Origin of the sequence: Erythrobacter dokdonensis DSW-74 (genome assembly GCF_001677335.1) — a bacterium.
In the GTDB taxonomy this organism is placed as follows: domain Bacteria; phylum Pseudomonadota; class Alphaproteobacteria; order Sphingomonadales; family Sphingomonadaceae; genus Erythrobacter; species Erythrobacter dokdonensis.
This window is the reverse complement of the sequence record NZ_LZYB01000001.1, coordinates 321,089-337,266: the sequence shown is the minus strand read 5'-3', so window position 1 is coordinate 337,266 and position 16,178 is coordinate 321,089. Positions and strand designations below refer to the sequence as shown.

20 protein-coding genes and 1 tRNA gene are annotated in these 16,178 nt (G+C 65.0%); 8 read left to right on the top strand and 13 right to left on the bottom strand.

Annotated features, from left to right (window positions below; genetic code table 11):
• Positions 1-91 precede the first annotated feature (91 nt).
• Positions 92-571, top strand: a complete 480-nt coding sequence (locus I603_RS01665) for a peroxiredoxin (protein WP_068862492.1) — start codon at positions 92-94, stop codon at positions 569-571.
• Positions 572-649: 78 nt separating this feature from the next.
• Here the strand turns inward: I603_RS01665 and I603_RS01660 are convergent, their stop codons facing one another.
• From I603_RS01660 to folE, 3 genes are all read right to left on the bottom strand, one after another.
• Positions 650-1,339: a cytochrome b/b6 domain-containing protein gene (locus tag I603_RS01660; protein ID WP_068862076.1), complete on the bottom strand. Its 690-nt coding sequence runs from the start codon at positions 1,337-1,339 to the stop codon at positions 650-652.
• A gap of 6 nt (positions 1,340-1,345) precedes the next feature.
• Positions 1,346-1,843 carry a c-type cytochrome gene (locus tag I603_RS01655; protein ID WP_068862075.1) on the bottom strand — a complete coding sequence of 166 codons (498 nt, stop codon included), beginning with the start codon at positions 1,841-1,843 and terminating at the stop codon, positions 1,346-1,348.
• A gap of 92 nt (positions 1,844-1,935) precedes the next feature.
• Positions 1,936-2,556 carry a GTP cyclohydrolase I FolE gene (gene folE, locus I603_RS01650; RefSeq protein WP_068862491.1) on the bottom strand — a complete coding sequence of 207 codons (621 nt, stop codon included), beginning with the start codon at positions 2,554-2,556 and terminating at the stop codon, positions 1,936-1,938.
• A gap of 213 nt (positions 2,557-2,769) precedes the next feature.
• Here folE and I603_RS01645 point away from each other — a divergent pair, with 213 nt between their 5' ends.
• Entirely contained in the window at positions 2,770-3,159 is a 390-nt protein-coding gene (locus tag I603_RS01645) for a metallopeptidase family protein (protein WP_068862074.1), read from the top strand.
• Between the two features lie 53 nt (positions 3,160-3,212).
• Here I603_RS01645 and I603_RS01640 read toward each other — a convergent pair.
• Positions 3,213-3,289: transfer RNA gene (locus tag I603_RS01640), tRNA-Arg, on the bottom strand.
• Between the two features lie 60 nt (positions 3,290-3,349).
• On the bottom strand, positions 3,350-3,781 hold the full coding sequence (locus I603_RS01635) for a (deoxy)nucleoside triphosphate pyrophosphohydrolase (RefSeq protein WP_068862073.1): 432 nt from the start codon (positions 3,779-3,781) through the stop codon (positions 3,350-3,352).
• A gap of 102 nt (positions 3,782-3,883) precedes the next feature.
• Here I603_RS01635 and I603_RS01630 point away from each other — a divergent pair, with 102 nt between their 5' ends.
• Both I603_RS01630 and I603_RS01625 read left to right on the top strand, forming a co-directional pair.
• Positions 3,884-4,042 (top strand): Flp family type IVb pilin, encoded by a 159-nt coding sequence (locus I603_RS01630; RefSeq protein ID WP_232305214.1) that lies wholly within the window; start codon positions 3,884-3,886, stop codon positions 4,040-4,042.
• Between the two features lie 119 nt (positions 4,043-4,161).
• Positions 4,162-4,344 carry a Flp family type IVb pilin gene (locus I603_RS01625; protein ID WP_068862071.1) on the top strand — a complete coding sequence of 61 codons (183 nt, stop codon included), beginning with the start codon at positions 4,162-4,164 and terminating at the stop codon, positions 4,342-4,344.
• A 108-nt stretch (positions 4,345-4,452) separates the two neighbouring features.
• On the opposite strand, the gene I603_RS01620 is transcribed toward I603_RS01625, so the two are convergent.
• The 5 genes from I603_RS01620 to I603_RS01600 form a co-directional block, all read right to left on the bottom strand.
• Positions 4,453-5,925, bottom strand: coding sequence for a M48 family metalloprotease (locus tag I603_RS01620; RefSeq protein ID WP_068862070.1), 1,473 nt, complete (start codon positions 5,923-5,925; stop codon positions 4,453-4,455).
• A 79-nt stretch (positions 5,926-6,004) separates the two neighbouring features.
• A complete protein-coding gene (locus I603_RS01615) occupies positions 6,005-6,949 on the bottom strand; it encodes an acetyl-CoA carboxylase carboxyltransferase subunit alpha (RefSeq protein WP_068862069.1) in 945 nt (314 codons plus the stop codon).
• Between the two features lie 9 nt (positions 6,950-6,958).
• Positions 6,959-7,876, bottom strand: coding sequence for a tyrosine recombinase (locus I603_RS01610; protein ID WP_068862068.1), 918 nt, complete (start codon positions 7,874-7,876; stop codon positions 6,959-6,961).
• 5 nt (positions 7,877-7,881) lie between these two features.
• Positions 7,882-9,825: a hypothetical protein gene (locus tag I603_RS01605; RefSeq protein WP_232305213.1), complete on the bottom strand. Its 1,944-nt coding sequence runs from the start codon at positions 9,823-9,825 to the stop codon at positions 7,882-7,884.
• Complete coding sequence (locus I603_RS01600; RefSeq protein WP_068862067.1) at positions 9,822-10,022, bottom strand: hypothetical protein; 201 nt, start codon at positions 10,020-10,022, stop codon at positions 9,822-9,824. Before I603_RS01600 ends, I603_RS01605 begins: the two co-directional genes overlap by 4 nt.
• 38 nt (positions 10,023-10,060) lie before the next feature.
• On the opposite strand from I603_RS01600, the gene I603_RS01595 reads away from it, so the two are divergent.
• Genes I603_RS01595 through I603_RS01580 form a run of 4 tightly spaced genes read left to right on the top strand, consistent with a single transcriptional unit; the run spans position 10,061 to position 12,973 of the window.
• Positions 10,061-10,636, top strand: a complete 576-nt coding sequence (locus I603_RS01595; protein ID WP_068862066.1) for a shikimate kinase — start codon at positions 10,061-10,063, stop codon at positions 10,634-10,636.
• Positions 10,627-11,745 carry a 3-dehydroquinate synthase gene (gene aroB, locus I603_RS01590; protein ID WP_068862065.1) on the top strand — a complete coding sequence of 373 codons (1,119 nt, stop codon included), beginning with the start codon at positions 10,627-10,629 and terminating at the stop codon, positions 11,743-11,745. Before I603_RS01595 ends, aroB begins: the two co-directional genes overlap by 10 nt.
• Entirely contained in the window at positions 11,742-12,512 is a 771-nt protein-coding gene (locus I603_RS01585) for a cyclase family protein (protein ID WP_068862064.1), read from the top strand. Before aroB ends, I603_RS01585 begins: the two co-directional genes overlap by 4 nt.
• Positions 12,513-12,514: 2 nt before the next feature.
• Positions 12,515-12,973, top strand: coding sequence for a GNAT family N-acetyltransferase (locus I603_RS01580; protein WP_068862063.1), 459 nt, complete (start codon positions 12,515-12,517; stop codon positions 12,971-12,973).
• Positions 12,974-12,985: 12 nt separating this feature from the next.
• On the opposite strand, the gene I603_RS01575 is transcribed toward I603_RS01580, so the two are convergent.
• From I603_RS01575 to I603_RS01565, 3 genes are all read right to left on the bottom strand, one after another.
• Entirely contained in the window at positions 12,986-13,273 is a 288-nt protein-coding gene (locus I603_RS01575) for a hypothetical protein (protein ID WP_068862489.1), read from the bottom strand.
• A gap of 459 nt (positions 13,274-13,732) precedes the next feature.
• Positions 13,733-14,104 carry a tRNA-binding protein gene (locus I603_RS01570; protein WP_068862062.1) on the bottom strand — a complete coding sequence of 124 codons (372 nt, stop codon included), beginning with the start codon at positions 14,102-14,104 and terminating at the stop codon, positions 13,733-13,735.
• Positions 14,104-16,158 carry an acetyl-CoA carboxylase biotin carboxylase subunit gene (locus I603_RS01565; RefSeq protein WP_068862488.1) on the bottom strand — a complete coding sequence of 685 codons (2,055 nt, stop codon included), beginning with the start codon at positions 16,156-16,158 and terminating at the stop codon, positions 14,104-14,106. The genes I603_RS01570 and I603_RS01565 overlap by 1 nt, the downstream gene beginning before the upstream one ends.
• Positions 16,159-16,178: the final 20 nt, after the last annotated feature.

The window sequence follows — 16,178 nt, the reverse complement described above, 5'->3', positions numbered from 1 at the left end:
ACTTATCTTTATATGTCTATTTGTTGCCCGTGGCGCGGGAAGCGCTATACGACGGCCCGGTTTTCCCCCTCATGCAAGGATGAGCAAGCACATGACGATCTCCGTTGGCGACAAGCTTCCCGATGTCACGCTGATCAAGGCCGGCGCCGAAGGGCCCGAGCAGGTCAAGGCTTCCGACTACTTCGCCGGCAAGCGCGTCGCGCTGTTTTCGGTCCCGGGTGCCTTCACCCCGACCTGTTCGGCCAAGCACCTGCCGGGCTTTGTCGAGAAGGCTGCCGACCTCAAGGCCAAGGGTGTCGATGAAATCGTCGGAACCGCGGTCAATGATGCCTTCGTGATGAGCGCGTGGAATGCATCGGCGGGCAGCGGCGACATCACCATGCTGGCCGACGGCAACGGCGATTTCGTCGAGGCGCTGGGCCTGACGATGGATGCCTCGGGCTTCGGCATGGGCAAGCGCGGGCAGCGTTTCTCGATGGTGATCAATGATGGTGTGGTCGAGCACCTCAATGTCGAGGAGCCGGGCGACTTCAAGGTGTCGAGCGCGGAGTATATGCTCGGCCAGCTCTGATCCGCTAGCCGCAATCAACCGAAAAGGGGCGCTTCCCGATCCGGGAAGCGCCCCTTTTTCGTGCCCCGCCAATCGCTCTCAGGTCAGCGGCGGCGCGCCATAGGTTACCCACAGAGCAAGACCTGCCGCAAGCCCGACCGCCAGCGCAGCACGCGCCCATGGCGTAGGGCCAATTCCTGCCACTTGCGCCATCGGCGGGCGCGCCCCGCCCACCATCGGGCTGAGCAGATCATCGCCCTTCACCGCGTAGAAGGTGATTGCCGCCAGATGCAACGCGATCATCGCGACCAGCACCCAGAAGAACGTCTCGTGCAGTTCGGTAATGGTGTCGGCGGTCATGACCCCGACCAGCGGGTTCAATGGCCCGGTCATGCCGTCATAGGGATCACCCGCAAACAGACCCATTCCGACCTGCAGCATCATCGCCCCGATCAGGGCGATGGTGCTCCAGCCGCCCAGCGGACTGTGGCCAATCTGCGGACCAACGCTGCGGTCCCCGCGCAGATAGGCGAGAACCTTGCCCGGCGCTTTGACGAATTGCGAGAACCGCGCCGTCTCCGGCCCGAGAAAGCCCCACAGCACGCGAAGGGCAAGAATGCCGAACAATGCCAGCCCCATCCTGCGGTGCAGCGCCCATTTGGAGTTTTCCGCCGTCCACCACATCGCGGCGATCAGCAACGGAAAACTCCAGTGGGCGAGTCGCAGCAGCGGATCCCACACCCGGACATCGGGTGCGAGCGCCCTGGGCTGGCCGGACGACTCGTTCATCGGGAGTTACTTCTCGTCGTCGAGCCGGAAGTTGTCGTGGCAGCCCTTGCAGGCACCGCCCATCGCCATTGCCTGAGCCCCGGTTGCCGCCTTGTCACCCTCGCCTGCGATGGTCGCCAGCTTGGCGCTTTCATCGACCAGCTTCTGGGCAGCAGCCTTGAACTCCTCGGGCTTTTCCCAGATCGTCGCCAGCGCTTCGGTGTCGTAACCGTCATCCACGCTGGTCCCTGCAGGGAAATGGCCTTCGATCTTCTGCGCGCGGGTGTTGATGTCGGTTGCGCTGGCAGCGATCAGAGCAAAATCGGGCGCGTCCTTCTCCAACTCGCCGCGAACCGCCTTGAAGGCATCGCCGATCGCCTCGAAATTGTCATGCCGCTCCTTGAGCACTGCCGGCTCTTCGGTCGCGGTGGGCGCGTCGGTGGGCGTTTCGCTCGAACAGGCAGCCAGCGCACTGGCGAGCGCGGCGGCGAGGACAAGACGAGAGGCAGTCGTGCGAACCATCATTGAGCTCCTTCAGCAGACGAAAAGATTGATCCCCAAAGCCAAGCTATGCCGCTTTCACCCTTATCGCAAATCTTTGCTGTCGAACGCGCCGATCAGTAGCCCATCAGGCTCATGACTTCCTTGCGGCTGCGATGGTCATCCATGAAGCAGCCGAGGATGCGGCTGGTCACCATCTCGACCCCGTGAGTCTTGACCCCGCGCCCGGTCATGCAACCATGCTGCGCCTCGATCACCACAGCCACGCCGTGGGGTTCGAGATTATCCCAGATGCACTGTGCGACTTCGGCGGTGAGGCGCTCCTGTATCTGCAGGCGATGCGCGAAACCGTGCAGCACGCGTGCGAGCTTGGAGATGCCGACGACCTTTTTGTTCGGCAAATAGGCGATCGCCGCCTTGCCGGTGATCGGCGCCATGTGGTGTTCGCAATGCGACTGGAAAGGAATGTCCTTGAGCAGCACGATCTCGTCATAGCCGCCGACCTCCTCGAACTGGCGCGTCAGGTGGATCGCCGGATCTTCCTTGTAGCCCTCGCAATATTCGAGCCACGCGCGGCCCACCCGCTTGGGAGTGTCAAGCAGGCCTTCACGCGTCGGATCATCGCCCGCCCATTCAAGCAAGGTGCGGATCGCGTCCTGCACATGCTCGGGCACATCGGGTTTGCCCAGCGGATTGTCCGGGTCGAACTCGTCGTCGTGGGCGCAAACGTAATTCATCTTTGTCGATCTTTCCTCGCCGATCGGGAAGAGCGTTAGCGACCCCTCATCCCGCATGTGTCGAACTTGCGTGACGTTAACCGTCAAGGCCGCCTGACGTTCCGCAGGAATTTGCCCTGAACCTTACCGGTTGCCTCGCTGGAGCCGGGCCCCATAATACCAATGTAGGCGTGAATTGTCGCAATTCATCCCTGCGGCGCCAGGAAAAAGGAGTTGAGCGTGACCAGCCCCGCCGATTTCGAGAGCGCAGCTCGCGCAGTCCTCGGCCGGCTTCCGGGCGCGTTTCGCGAACACCTCGCGGACGTGGTTCTCCGAATCGAGGAATTCGCCTCTGCCGAACAGCTCGCCGCCGTCGGGATCGAGGATCGTTGGGAACTGACCGGACTTTACGAAGGCGTCGCCCTGACTGAACAATCGCAATGGGATCACGAGCGCATGCCGCCGGTCATCAGCCTGTTTCGTCAACCCCTGCTGGCCGAAATGCGCGAGACCGGGGTCGGCTTTGCCGAACTGGTGCGTCATGTGGTCATCCACGAGGCCGGACACCATTTCGGCCTGTCGGACGAGGACATGCATGCGCTGGAGGACGGCGTCGAGGATTGAGCGGTCAGCCAGAACCGACAACGCCCGCCCCTCGGCCGAGGAGCGGGCGTTGTTGGCGCACCCGAAAGGATTCGAACCTCTGACCCCCAGATTCGTAGTCTGGTGCTCTATCCAGCTGAGCTACGGGTGCGCACTGAGGGGCGGCACATAGGGGCGTCAGCTGGCCTTGGCAAGGGGCGTTTGCGGGCTTTCAGAGATTTTGGAACAGCCGCTCTGCAAGTTCGCAGTCGAGCGGCGGCTTGGCGAGGCCGGCGATCTCTGCGGGCGTGAACCAGCCGATCGCACCGCCTTCCAGCGCCTCCGGTTCGCCATGCCAGCCGGTGACGGTGTAAAGCAGTATGACAAGTGCCGGTTCCGCCTCTGCGATATCGGTCCCGGCAAATCCTGCCGGGCTGATACACTCCGGCGAACAGGTGATTCCCAGCTCCTCCCGCAATTCGCGAATCAATGCTTTCTTCGGGATTTCAGCCGGTTCCACCTTGCCGCCGGGAAACTCCCACAGGCCGCCATGATGTTTGTCCGCAGGCCGCCGGTGCATCAGCCACCGGCCATCACTGCCTTGCAAGGCGCCCGCCACCACCGCGATCCAGCATTCGCAAGCGTCGGTTTTTTTTCCATCCATCAGCTGCTCATCAACCTTTTCTTAACCCGCAGGCACGATTTTTGGGACGTCAGACCGCAATAGACAGGTGGACTCAGTATGTTGACGACCTTTTTCAGGACCATGAAGGACGATACGTCTGGTGCCACCGCAATCGAATACGGCCTGATCGTCAGCCTTATCGTGGTTGCCATTCTGGTGTCGATGCAAGCCGTCGCGAGCGAGACCCTGGAAATGTGGGACCACATCGAGACTGAATCGCTGGAAGCAATGGGGGCCTGAGTTGCGGAATAAAAAGCCGCGTTAGGAATTTCTCAACAGCTGCCACTTAATCATCCGATCACCGGGCCGGGCCAAGCGGAACGGTAAGGGTACTGAAGACCGAAACCAGGAGACTACCAATGACCTTCATCAACAAGCTTCTTCGTGACGAACAGGGCGCGACCGCCATCGAATACGGCCTGATCGCCGCTCTCATCGCCGTGGCCGCCATCGTCGGCATGCAGGCTCTGGGCACCCAGCTCGGCAACACCTTCAACGGTGTGTCGACCACCCTGGAAAACAACCAGGCCCAGAACGGCTAATTTTAGCCCGAAAAAAAAGAAGCGGCGGGGCTCGTCCCCGCCGCTTTTTGTTTGTCTGGCGTCCGCGCATATCGGGCGACCGCGTATTGCAGGCTTGGGTCGCCGATTCTAGCGCGCGCGCACTACCAGCTTGACCCTCTGCCCCGGCACCAGCTGGTCGCGGCTGCCCAGCGCATTGAGCACCCTGAAGCGTTCTTCCTGAGCATTGGGATAGGCCATCCGCCGCGCGAGGCTTGACACTGTATCGCCGCGCGCCACCGTCACCACCTGCAGCCGCTTGGGCACCACCGCCCCAGCCTCGTTCGCAGAGATCCGCTGCATCGACTGGAACATCGGGTTGAACACCCCGGCGCGGCCGGCGGGCGCGATGGCGATGAAGTGATAGGCCCGGTCACGGGCGAATTCATAAGCGAAAACAATCACATCAACCTGTGACTGGCCGTTGTTGACCCGCGCCTCGCCATAGGCGGCGGGAAGGCCGTTGATCGTCGTGCGCTGCAGGCGCTGCGGCGCGAGGCTGCGGTTCTGCCCTCCGAGCGCGGTGAATTGCTCGCGCACATAGGTTTCCAGATTGCCGTTGTAGGCCGCGAGCGTCAGCTGCGCCTGGCCGCCCTGCCCGTTGACGCTGACCGCGCTCGGGCTGTTGACCATGTAGAACCCCTGGGGCGCGGTGAAGGACAGACGCAGTTCGGGATGGATAAAGCGGCTCCCGTCGATCAGCCCCTGCTTCGGATCATCACCATAAAGCAATCCGTCGATGCGGGTGAGGAAAGTGTCGCGATTCGTGACACCGCCGGTTGCCGCGCCTGCCTTGGCCAGCGCACCCTGCACCCGGCTGGCCGGATCGGGGTGGGTAGAGGCCCATTCGGGCACGCTTGCATTGCGGCCCTGAAGCCGCGCATCGAGCGAGTTCTGCGCAGCGAGGCTTGCCAGCACCGTACCCATCGCTCTGCGGTCGTAGCCTGCGCGGGACAGATACTGGATGCCAAGGTCATCGGCCTCCAGCTCCTGCGAGCGCGAGAAGCTGAGCGTCAGTAGTTGCGATCCTTGCAGGAACCCGCGCGAGAGCATGTCGCCAAATCCCGAATCGCCAAGCAGGATCGAGGAACCGATCGCACCCAGCAGACCAAAGATCGAATTGCGCTGCGCCGCCTGCTGTCGCCGCTGCGAATGGCGAGCCGCAACATGGCCGACTTCATGGCCCAGCACCGCCGCAAGTTCGGCCTCGTTGTTCATCAGCGTCACCAGCTGACGGGTGGTGTAGATATATCCGCCCGGCACCGCGAAAGCATTATGCACGGGCGAATTCAGCAGGCTGACAGTGAAACTCTCGCGCGCGTTGCCGAGGCCGGACTGGACCGCGATATTCTTGCCGACCTGTTCGACATAGGCCGCCTGCGGCCCGCTCATCGCGCCGCCGAACTGGGCGAGAAATTGCGGATGATATTGCGCGCCCTGCTGCGCTTCGGTCTGGGTGATCGGCGTCGATGCCGAAGGGATTGGAGCGCCTGCGCCCATGCACCCGGCCAGCGCAAGAGGCGCCGCGCCCAGTGCGAGCATCCTGAATGCAAGTCGTGCCATTCCACTCTCTCCCGATACCTTGCCTGGGCGCCAGCCTATCGGCAAACTGGCGATTGGCAAAGCCTCCGAAAGATGCGGCTTAACCGCCGATGGCCAGAAACCGCGCTTCGCGGTGGGCGACCAGGTCGGTACCGCTGCGGCCCGAAAGCTGGTCGAGTTCCTCGGTCAGCGCCTGACCGAGCAGCCGCGCGGCGGCGACAGGATCGCGTTGCGCGCCGCCGACCGGCTCCTTCACGATCCGGTCGATCACCTTGTCACGCTTGAGATGCTGGGCGGTGACCTTCATGGCCTGCGCAGCATCGGCGGCCCTTTCGCTGGTGCGCCACAGGATCGAGGCGCAGCCTTCGGGCGAGATCACCGAATAGACCGCGTGCTCCATCATCAGGACCCGGTTGGCACTGGCAAGCGCTACCGCTCCGCCCGATCCGCCCTCGCCCACGATCGCGGCGACCATCGGCACCGGCAGTGCAAGACAGGCTTCGGTCGCACGGGCGATGGCTTCGGCCTGACCGCGCTCTTCCGCCTCGATGCCGGGAAAGGCCCCGGATGTATCGACCAGCGTCACCACCGGCAGACCGAACCGGCCCGCCAGCTCCATCAGGCGGATCGCCTTGCGATATCCCTCGGGTTTGCCCATGCCGAAATTGTGGGCGATGCGGCTTTGGGTGTCGTGGCCCTTCTCGTGCCCGATCAGCATCACCCGCCGCCCGTTCAGCGTGGCAAACCCGCCCATGATTGCAAGATCGTCGGCATAGAGCCGGTCTCCGCCGAGCGGCATGAAGTCGCTGAAGGCGTGGGCAACATAATCGCGGAAATGCGGCCGCTGCGGATGGCGCGCGACCTGAGTCTTCTGCCACGGCGTCAGCGAGGCATAGGTGCTGGCGAGCAGCTCGGTGCTCTTGGCTTCGAGCCGGGCGATCTCAGCTGCGACATCGACATCGTGCAACGCGTTGACATCGCGCAGCTGGGTGATGCGCTCTTCGAGCTGGGCGACCGGCTTCTCGAAATCGAGATAGGAAATCATTGCGCGGCGCTAGTCCGATGTTGCCCGGGTTGCAAGTGAAGGCGTTGCAAGTGAAGGCTGGGCGAGCGGATGGCGCGCATTGACCAGCGCCACCAGCCGCGCCGGTTCGACATGGGTGTAAATCTGGGTAGTGGCGATGTCGGCATGCCCCAGCAGGGTCTGCAGCACCCGAAGATCGGCCCCGCCCTCCAGCAGATGGGTGGCGAAGGCGTGGCGCAGCACATGCGGGCTGATCGTCGCCGGATCCAGCCCTGCGCGCGCGGCGAGCCCTTTCAGCAGCTGGAACAGCCTGACGCGGGTCAACGGCTTGCCGTCCCTCGAAGGGAACAGGTAGCGCGAGGCCGGCAGGCCGGGCCGCACCGCAAGCCAGCGCGCCAGCGCCTCCAGCGCACGCGCGCCCACCGGCACCAGCCTGCTCGTGCCGCCCTTGCCGGTGATCGTCAGGAACGGTGCATCGCGCGGCACAGCGACCAGCGGTAGCATGACCAGCTCGCTCGCACGCAGACCGGAACCATAAAGCAGTTCGAGCAGTACAAGGCTGCGCACCGCTCCGGGCTCCTCGCTCGCCGCTTCCAGTTCGGCCCGCGCGAACAGGGCGGCGATCTGGTCATGCGCCAGGACCTTGGGAAGCGGGCGGCGGGTGCGCGGCGATGGCAGCGCGCCGGAAGGATCGTCCCTTCGCCAGCCCTCATCGATAGCAAAGCCGAAGAACTGCCTGAGCGCCGAAGCCTTGCGCGCAACGCTCGCCGGGGCGAGATGCGCCCATTCCTGAGCCAGCGATGCGACCGCCTCGCGCGGGGCCGCGGCAAGATCGCCGATGGCCTCCTCCGCCCCGGCAAGATCGCGGGCATAGGCGGCCAGCGTGTTGTTTGCTGCTCCGCGCTCGGCGGCGAGCATTGCGAGGAAAGCGTCCGTTGCGGCGGACATGGGGTTCAGCCGCGCGCGACCGCTTCGGCCGCGATCATCCGCGCCTCGGCTTCGAGCCCCACCCGGCGCAGGGCGGCGGTGATGTGATAGAGATGCAGCGGGGTCATCGCCTGCCAGCTTGTTCCCTGCATCCCCAACCCGGCGAGCAGTGCGACGAGCGCAGGATTGTCCACCTCGGCCGCGCGCGAAATGGCGCGGCTCCAACGGGTCTGGCGGGCAAGATCGATGCCGAGCCTTTCGGACAATGCGGTCCTGTCACCGGCCGAAAGCTTGCCGAGTCCGGCAAGGCCCGCCACCAGAAACGCCGACTTGCGAGCGCTGCGGCTGTCGTCCTCGTCGAGAAATCCGTCGATGGGTTCCCGGCCCACTGCGCTGGCGTTCCGGTCGGAAAGCACGATCAGCGCCCAACCGAGGGAGCCTACCTCGACCACCGAGCGCCACGCCAATGCGTCGCGATCGAGACCGGCGGCAAGCATCGAGCCGATCAGCGCCCCCGCGGCATCGGCATGGGCCGCATCGGCCGGAATGCGGGCGGCGGCATAGGCGGTAAGCACCCGCGCGCCGTAGCCATCGCCACCGCCCAAGGGATTGTCCGGACCCCACAAGCGCTGCATTGCCGAAATGCGGGCAGCTGGGTCGGCGGCAAGGTATGCCTCGCGCAAGGTGGCGGCGGTGGTGGCCACATCGCCGCTTGCCGCCGGATCGGCATAGACGGCGCTGTAGAGATCGATCAGCGCCTGCGAGGAGAGGATCCCCTCGCGCGCTGCCGGTCCGGCAAAACCCGCCCGCTGCACTGCAGGCAGCATTGGCAGAAGCGCGCCGCTGCGGGCGTAGTAGGCGCCGCCCGCCGCATCGCGCGCTGAGGAAAGCAGGTCCTCGGGCACGGGCTCGCCCAGCGCGGTGGCAAGTCCGAAGCGCCACGGGGTGAGCTCGTCGATCCCGTCCCATTCGATCTCGACCGCGCGCTGGCCGCGTCCGGCCGCCCCTGCAAAGCGGCGCGCGAGCAGCACGTCGATGCGCGGCGCGATGCCGCGGAACAGCGCCCGGTCAAGCTGCGCGGCCGCGAGCGCGCCCTCTCCGGCATAGGCGTTGCAGATCGCCTGCATCAGCTGCCATTGACCATCCTCGCGGGCCGAGCCCTGCAAGCGCACCGCCGGGCAGCCCCCGGTGACATCGCCGACACCGAGATAGGCCGCAAGCGCCTGTTCGGTCAGTTCGGGCGACCAGTCGACGGTGTCGATATCCTGGACCATCGCACGCGACACGGCAAACTCGCCAAGACGGTTGAGCAAGGCGACCCGCAAGGCGGCGAATTCGATGGGCGCCATGCCCTCGGGCGCGGCCATACGGCTGGCAAGCGCTCGGCGCAGGAGGATATGGCCCCAGCGCGAGACCATCGGCCCCTTGTTACCCGCCAGTGCGGCGCGCACCAGCGCAGGCGGCTGCTTGGCGAGTGCGCGCGGCGGCAGTCCGCCCTCATCGCTCGCCAGCACCCCGACGCGGGTCAGCGCACGCCGCGCACCGGGCGGAATGTCGAACTTGGGCTTGAGGCCGAGCAGCGCGTCAAGCTCCTCGGTCGAAAGCTCCTCCAACTCCTCCAGGCTCGGCAGGCGGGCGAGCTCGTCGCGCGTGATCGAGGGCAACGACGGTGCCTCGACCGGCACGTTGGGTTGCATACCCGCTTGCGGCTGGCCGGGCACGACGGGGCCGGGAACTGGCGCACCCGGCGCCGGACGGGCAATCGGAGGCGGGGCAGCCGTGGGTGCGGGGGCAGGTCGCGGCGTCGCCGTAGGAGCGGGCGCGGGATCGTCGAAGCCGGGAGGCAGGATCGATTCGGGTTTGCCTTGCGCGACAGCGAGATCGGCCAGTCCCGCTCCAGCGAGCGCACCCGCAAATGCGAGCGCTGCGACGCTCGCCGCCAGCGTCAAGCGCGACCGGGCGCGGTTCACCGGGCGTCTCCGGGCAACTCGACCGGCTGGGCGATCGGGTGAAGCGGTTCCTCGCCGCCATCGACCCAGGCCAGTGTCGCGAGCGCCAGCATCACCAGCACAACCACGGCGACCCGGCCCAGCCGCAAGCGCGGGCGGGGCGCCGGTTCGCGCGCAAGAATCTGCCGGGGTGCCAGCGGACGTGAGAGGTTTGCCATATTGCACGCGCCCTAGCCCATCTATAGGCGATGCGGCAATGTCCGCCGCGTCTGCATCACCCGAACATCTCCCCGCCGCGCTGGCCGCGGTGGCCGCACGGATTGACCGTCCGGTAGTGCTGGTCGGGCTGATGGGGGTGGGCAAGTCCACCGTCGGTCGCAAGCTCGCCCGTATGCTGGGGCGCGATTTCATCGATGCCGACGATGCCATTGCCGAGGCTGCGCAGCTTTCCATCCCGGAAATCTTCGCACAATTCGGCGAGCCCTATTTTCGCGACGGAGAACGGCGCGTGATCGCCCGTTTGATCGAGGAAGGCCACGGTGTGATCGCGACCGGCGGCGGGGCCTTTGTCGATCCCGACACCCGCAAGCTGATCCTGGAGAAAGGCATCGCGGTGTGGATCGACTGCGATGTCGATACGCTCGTGGAACGGACCGCGCGGCGCGGCAACCGTCCGCTCCTGAAACAGGGCGACCCGAAAGAAATCCTCACCCGGCTGGCCGCCGAACGCGGCCCTTTCTACGCCGAGGCTCCCATCCGCGTGGTCAGCGAGAACGGCCCCCATACCGACACCGCCCGCGCCATCATAGAGGCGATCGACCAATGGCTGTAATTCCTGTCGCGCTGGCCGGGCGCGGTTACGAGGTGGTGATCGAGGGTGGACTGCTTGATCGTCTGCCGCAGGCCGCCGCGCCGTTCCTTAAGGGCTATGGCAACGGCCGTGCCGTGCCGTTCGTGGCCGATACCAACACCCGTCGCCTTTATGCCCCGGCGATGGAGCGCGCCCTTGCCGCCCACAACCTCAAGGCCGAATGGTTCATCGTCGAGCCCGGCGAGGATGCCAAGAGCTGGCGGGGGCTGGAGAAACTCACCGACTGGCTGCTGGCGCTGGGGGTCACCCGCAAGGATCATGTCTTCGCGCTCGGCGGCGGAGTGGTGGGCGATCTCGTCGGCTTTGCCTGCGCCATCACCAAGCGCGGCTGCGGGTTCGTGCAGATCCCGACAACGCTGCTGGCGCAGGTCGATAGCTCGGTCGGCGGCAAGACCGCGATCAACACAGCCGCGGGCAAGAACCTGATCGGTGCCTTCCATCAGCCTTCACTGGTACTGATCGACCCATTGGTGCTCGCCACCCTGCCACCACGCGAAATGCGCGCCGGTTATGCCGAGGTGCTGAAATACGGCCTGCTCGGCGATGCGGCGTTCTTCGCCTGGCTGGAGGCGAATGGCGACAAGGTGCTGGCACGCGAGCCCGCCGCGCTCGAACACGCCATCGCCACCAGCATTGCCATGAAGGCGCGGATCGTTGCCGAGGACGAACGCGAAACGGCAGACCGCCGCGCGCTGCTCAATCTCGGCCACACCTTCGGCCATGCGTTGGAGGCCGAAACCGGCTTTTCGCAAGCGCTGCTGCACGGTGAGGCGGTCGCACTCGGCATGGTGCTGGCGGCGCGCTATTCGGCGCGTCGGGGCGAGATTTCGCAAGAGGATGCCGCGCGGGCCACGGCTGCGATTGCGGCAGCGGGTCTTCCTTCCGAGATCGCCGCGCTCGGCCTTTCGCGTGACGGCGCGGCGCTGGTCGAACACATGCGCCACGACAAGAAGGCCGAAGGCACCACCCTGCCCTTCCTGCTGCTGAAGGCGCTGGGCGAGGCTTACGTGGCGCGCGACGTGGACCTCGCCGACATCGCCGCATTTCTGGACGGGGAGCTTGCTGCGTGACCCGCTTCGTCGATCTTTCGATCCCGATCACCAATGACGTGATTTCCGATCCCGAGGTGATGCGGCCCAAGGTCACCTACATGACCCACGAGACAACGTGGGAGCAGATCGCGATGTTCTTCCCCGGCCTGACCCGCGAAGACATGCCCGATGGCGAAGGCTGGGCGGTGGAGTTCGTCGAACTCTCGACCCACAACGGCACCCACATGGACGCGCCGTGGCATTACCACTCCACCACGGATAGCGGAGCGCGCCCTGCCCCCAGCATCGACGAGGCCCCGCTCGACCGCTTCTTCCGTCCCGGCGTGAAACTCGATTTTTCCCGCCTTCCCCACGGCCATGTCGTCAGTGCCGCCGAGGTGCAGGCGGAACTGGCGCGGATCGGATATACGCTCGAACCGCTCGATATCGTGCTGGTGCAGTCAGGCGCGGTCTACGGCTCCGAGGGGTTCACCGATCAGGGCGTGGGCCTTGGCGCGGAGGCGACCTTGTGGCTCACCGAGCAAGGCGTAGAGGTTGTCGGCACCGACGCGTGGAGCTGGGACGCACCCTTCAGCCACACCGCGCGGCGATGGGCCGAAACGCGCGATCCTTCGATCATCTGGGAAGGCCACAAGGCCGGGCGCATCCGGCCTTACTACCAGATCGAAAAGCTCGCCAATCTCGCCGCCCTGCCCCCGCACGGCTTCATGGTCAGCTGCTTTCCGGTGAAGATCGAACGAGCCAGCGCGGGCTGGATCCGCGCGGTGGCGATGGTGGAAGACTAGCGGTGCGAATCGCACCCGCCGACCTTGCCGACCCGCAGGTGCGCGACCTGATTGCCTACCACCAGCGCGAAATGCTCGAAAGGTCGCCGCCCGGTCTCAGCTTTGCGCTCGACCTGTCGGGATTGCAGCGGCCCGATGTCAGCGTCTGGGCGGTGCATGTCGAAGAACGGCTCGCGGCGATCGGCGCTTTGAAGAGGCTGGGGCGCGCGCGCGGCGAGATCAAGTCGATGCGCACCCATCCCGATTTCCTGCGCCGGGGGCTCGCTGCAGCACTGCTGGAGACAATCATTGCCCAGGCGCGCTCCGAGCAACTGGCCGTGCTCAGTCTGGAGACCGGAAGCGGTCCGATGTTCGAAGCGGCGCTGGCGCTCTATCGCCGCCGCGGCTTCGTGAACGGGGAAGCCTTCGCCGATTATGCGCTGTCGGACTTCAACCAGTGCCTGCACTTGCAGCTTGGCTGATCCGGAGAAACCTCAACCCACCGGACGGCTCGGCAGCTTGGCGACATTGTCATTGTCGAGCGCCGCCGCCTCGCGCGCAGCTTTTACCGCAGCTTCTTCCTCGAGCATCCTGTCATGCTCGGCGAATAGTCGCTCGATCTCGGCGCGGCGTTCCAGCAGCATGTAGGCGATGCCCGGCGCAAGGCTTTCGCCCTCGCCGATCTGGCCTAGCAAGCCGGCGAGATCGCTGACCGTCGCATCGCGCGCCGTCTTGAAGAAGTTCCCCTTGCGATCGAAGAACCCGGTCCCCGTATGTGCCACGATCAAACCCTCCCACGAGATTCAATCCGAGCGCGGAAAATACCGCGAATCAGCGAGGTGTTATTCTTGCACGAAGCAGTTTGCAGCATAGTGGATTCCACAAGATTCAGTCCGAAATCATCATTCTGGCGTAAATCTACAACAAAACACGTAATATAATTGCAATCAGTTGAAGCAATTTGAGCACCTGAAGCAAAAACATCACCAATAGACCGGGGGTGAAGCGGGTCTGGCACGGGTCAAGCAGGGGTCAAGCAGGGGTCTGGAGCAGGCTAAAGAGGGGCAAGACAGGGTCTGAAAGGGCCTGGACAGGCGCTGAATTGCGCCCGCTTGTGGGATTGCCCGAGGGCCGTTCCATCATTCGGGGCGAATGGCGCACAAACCGAGGGCAATCGCGCCACAGCGCCATCTTGCCGCAGGGCCAGGATGTAGGAAAGCGCGCGCCCGCGACGGTCCGCCTCAGAACAGCCGCGACCCGTTCGGCACCCGCTGGTCAGGCGCGAACAGCACCACCGCCCCGCTCTCGTCGGCAAAGCCCAGCGTCAGCACTTCGGACATGAACTTGCCGATCTGGCGCGGCGGGAAATTGACCACCGCGGCCACCTGGCGGCCGGGCAGATCTGCCAGCGCATAATGCTCGGTGATCTGCGCGCTCGACTTCCTGACGCCGATCGCCGGACCAAAGTCGATCCACAGCTTGAAGGCGGGCTTGCGCGCTTCGGGGTAGGGCTCGGCGGAAATCACCGTGCCGATGCGGATATCGACCTTGAGGAAATCCTCGAAGGGGATGTCCTTGCCCGAAGGCGCATCGGGATCGTGCCGGACGTGCATTATTCCAGTTCGAGGATCACCGCATCGACCGCGAGGCTCTCGCCCTCGGCGGCGTTGATCTTCGCGATGACGCCTTCCTTTTCGGCGCGCAGGATGTTTTCCATCTTCATCGCCTCCACGGTCGCGAGCGGCTGGCCGGGCTGGACGGTCTCGCCTTCGGCCACGTGGAGCTTCACGAGCATCCCGGGCATCGGGCAGATCAACAGCCTGGACAGGTCGGGCGGGACCTTTTCAAGCATGAGGGACTCATGCCGGGCCAGTCGCAGCGGCATGACCAGCGCGGTATGCGCCGCGCCGTGTGTCGTCACCTTCCACTGGTTGCCGTTGCGCTCGACGATCAGGCCGAGCTTGTGCTCAGGGCCTTCTGCGATGCGCCCGGTCGCTTCGGCCTGGACCATGCCGGGCATCCAGTCACAGGTGCCTTCGACCCGTACGCCATCGACCATGGCGTGCCCCTCACCGAGCACCACCTCGAAACGTTCCTCGCCAAGCTTCACCAGCCATTCGCTCGTCACCGGCAAAGGCCCGTCAAGCTGGCCGCTTATCCGCCGCGCGCGCGATTGCAGGGTGAATTCATTGCCTGCGCACACGGCCGCAAGGATGCGCTTCAGATCATCGCTGGTCGCGGCCCCGGTAAAGCCTTCGGGATATTCCTCGGCGATGAACCCCGTCGTCAGCTCGCCCGAGCGGAAGCGCGGGTGCTGCATGATCGCGCTGAGGAAATCGACATTGTGCCCCAGCCCCTTGATGCGGAAATTGTCGAGCGCCTCGATTTGCAAATCGGCCGCCTCGTCGCGCGTGGGCGCCCAGGTGATGAGCTTGGCGATCATCGGGTCGTAGAAGCGCGAGACCTCGCCGCCTTCATACACGCCATCATCGACGCGCACCGAGCCGGTGCCGCGCGCGACCCCGCGCCTAGGCTTTCCTGCGACGGTTTCATCTTCCTGCCAGCCGGGGAGCGGCGGGGCGTAATGCACCAGTCGGCCGGTGGAGGGCAGGAAGCCGCGATAGGGGTCTTCGGCATAGACGCGGTTTTCGATCGCCCAGCCGTCAATGCCGATATCGTCCTGCGTCATGCTGAGCTTCTCGCCCGCCGCCACGCGGATCATCTGCTCGACCAGATCGATGCCGGTGATCGCTTCGGTAACGGGGTGTTCGACCTGAAGCCGGGTGTTCATTTCGAGGAAGTAGAAGCTCTCCCCCGTCGGGTCCGCGCCGCTGACGATCAGTTCGACCGTACCCGCAGAGCAATACCCCACCGCGCGCGCCAGAGCGACGCATTGCTCGCCCATCGCGCGCCGCATCTTGGGCGTGACGAAGGGCGACGGCGCTTCCTCGACCACCTTCTGGTGGCGGCGCTGGATCGAGCATTCGCGCTCGTTGAGGTAGAGGATATTGCCGTGCTGGTCGCCGAGGATCTGGATCTCGATGTGGCGCGGATTGAGGATGAATTTCTCGATGAAGACGCGGTCATCGCCGAAGGAATTGAGGCCTTCGCGCTTCACGCTTTCAAAGCCCTCGCGCACGTCGGCCTCGGAATAGGCCAAGCGCATCCCCTTGCCCCCGCCACCGGCCGAAGCCTTCATCATCACCGGATAGCCGATGTCGTTCGAAATCCGAACCGCGTGCTCGGTATCCTCGATCTCGCCGACAAAGCCGGGGACGACATTGACGCCCGCCTCTTTCGCCAGCTTCTTGCTCTCGATCTTGTCCCCCATCGCGGCGATGGCGTTCACCGGCGGGCCGATGAAGGCGATGTTCTCCTTCGCCAGCGCCTCGGCGAAACTCGTGCGTTCCGACAGGAAGCCATAGCCCGGATGCACCGCCTCGGCCCCGGTCTGCTTGCAGGCAGCGATGATCTTGTCAGCGACAAGATAGGATTCCGCCGCAGGCGACGGCCCGATATGCACCGCCTCGTCCGCGAGTCCCACAAATGGCGCGCGAGCATCGGCGTCGGAATAGACCGCGACGGTCTTGATCCCCATTTTGCGCGCGGTGGTAATGACCCGGCAGGCGATCTCGCCACGGTTGGCAATCAGGATTTTCGAGAACAAGGCGGACAACCTCTCTTGCA

Bases quoted from the DNA above. Each gene is read 5' to 3' on its own strand.
- I603_RS01665 (WP_068862492.1), top strand. From the start codon at position 92: ATGACGATCTCCGTTGGCGACAAGCTTCCCGATGTCACGCTGATCAAG.
- I603_RS01660 (WP_068862076.1), bottom strand. From the start codon at position 1,339: ATGAACGAGTCGTCCGGCCAGCCCAGGGCGCTCGCACCCGATGTCCGG.
- I603_RS01655 (WP_068862075.1), bottom strand. From the start codon at position 1,843: ATGATGGTTCGCACGACTGCCTCTCGTCTTGTCCTCGCCGCCGCGCTC.
- folE (WP_068862491.1), bottom strand. From the start codon at position 2,556: ATGAATTACGTTTGCGCCCACGACGACGAGTTCGACCCGGACAATCCG.
- I603_RS01635 (WP_068862073.1), bottom strand. From the start codon at position 3,781: ATGGATGGAAAAAAAACCGACGCTTGCGAATGCTGGATCGCGGTGGTG.
- I603_RS01630 (WP_232305214.1), top strand. From the start codon at position 3,884: ATGAAGGACGATACGTCTGGTGCCACCGCAATCGAATACGGCCTGATC.
- I603_RS01625 (WP_068862071.1), top strand. From the start codon at position 4,162: ATGACCTTCATCAACAAGCTTCTTCGTGACGAACAGGGCGCGACCGCC.
- I603_RS01620 (WP_068862070.1), bottom strand. From the start codon at position 5,925: ATGGCACGACTTGCATTCAGGATGCTCGCACTGGGCGCGGCGCCTCTT.
- I603_RS01615 (WP_068862069.1), bottom strand. From the start codon at position 6,949: ATGATTTCCTATCTCGATTTCGAGAAGCCGGTCGCCCAGCTCGAAGAG.
- I603_RS01610 (WP_068862068.1), bottom strand. From the start codon at position 7,876: ATGTCCGCCGCAACGGACGCTTTCCTCGCAATGCTCGCCGCCGAGCGC.
- I603_RS01600 (WP_068862067.1), bottom strand. From the start codon at position 10,022: ATGGCAAACCTCTCACGTCCGCTGGCACCCCGGCAGATTCTTGCGCGC.
- I603_RS01595 (WP_068862066.1), top strand. From the start codon at position 10,061: ATGTCCGCCGCGTCTGCATCACCCGAACATCTCCCCGCCGCGCTGGCC.
- aroB (WP_068862065.1), top strand. From the start codon at position 10,627: ATGGCTGTAATTCCTGTCGCGCTGGCCGGGCGCGGTTACGAGGTGGTG.
- I603_RS01570 (WP_068862062.1), bottom strand. From the start codon at position 14,104: ATGCACGTCCGGCACGATCCCGATGCGCCTTCGGGCAAGGACATCCCC.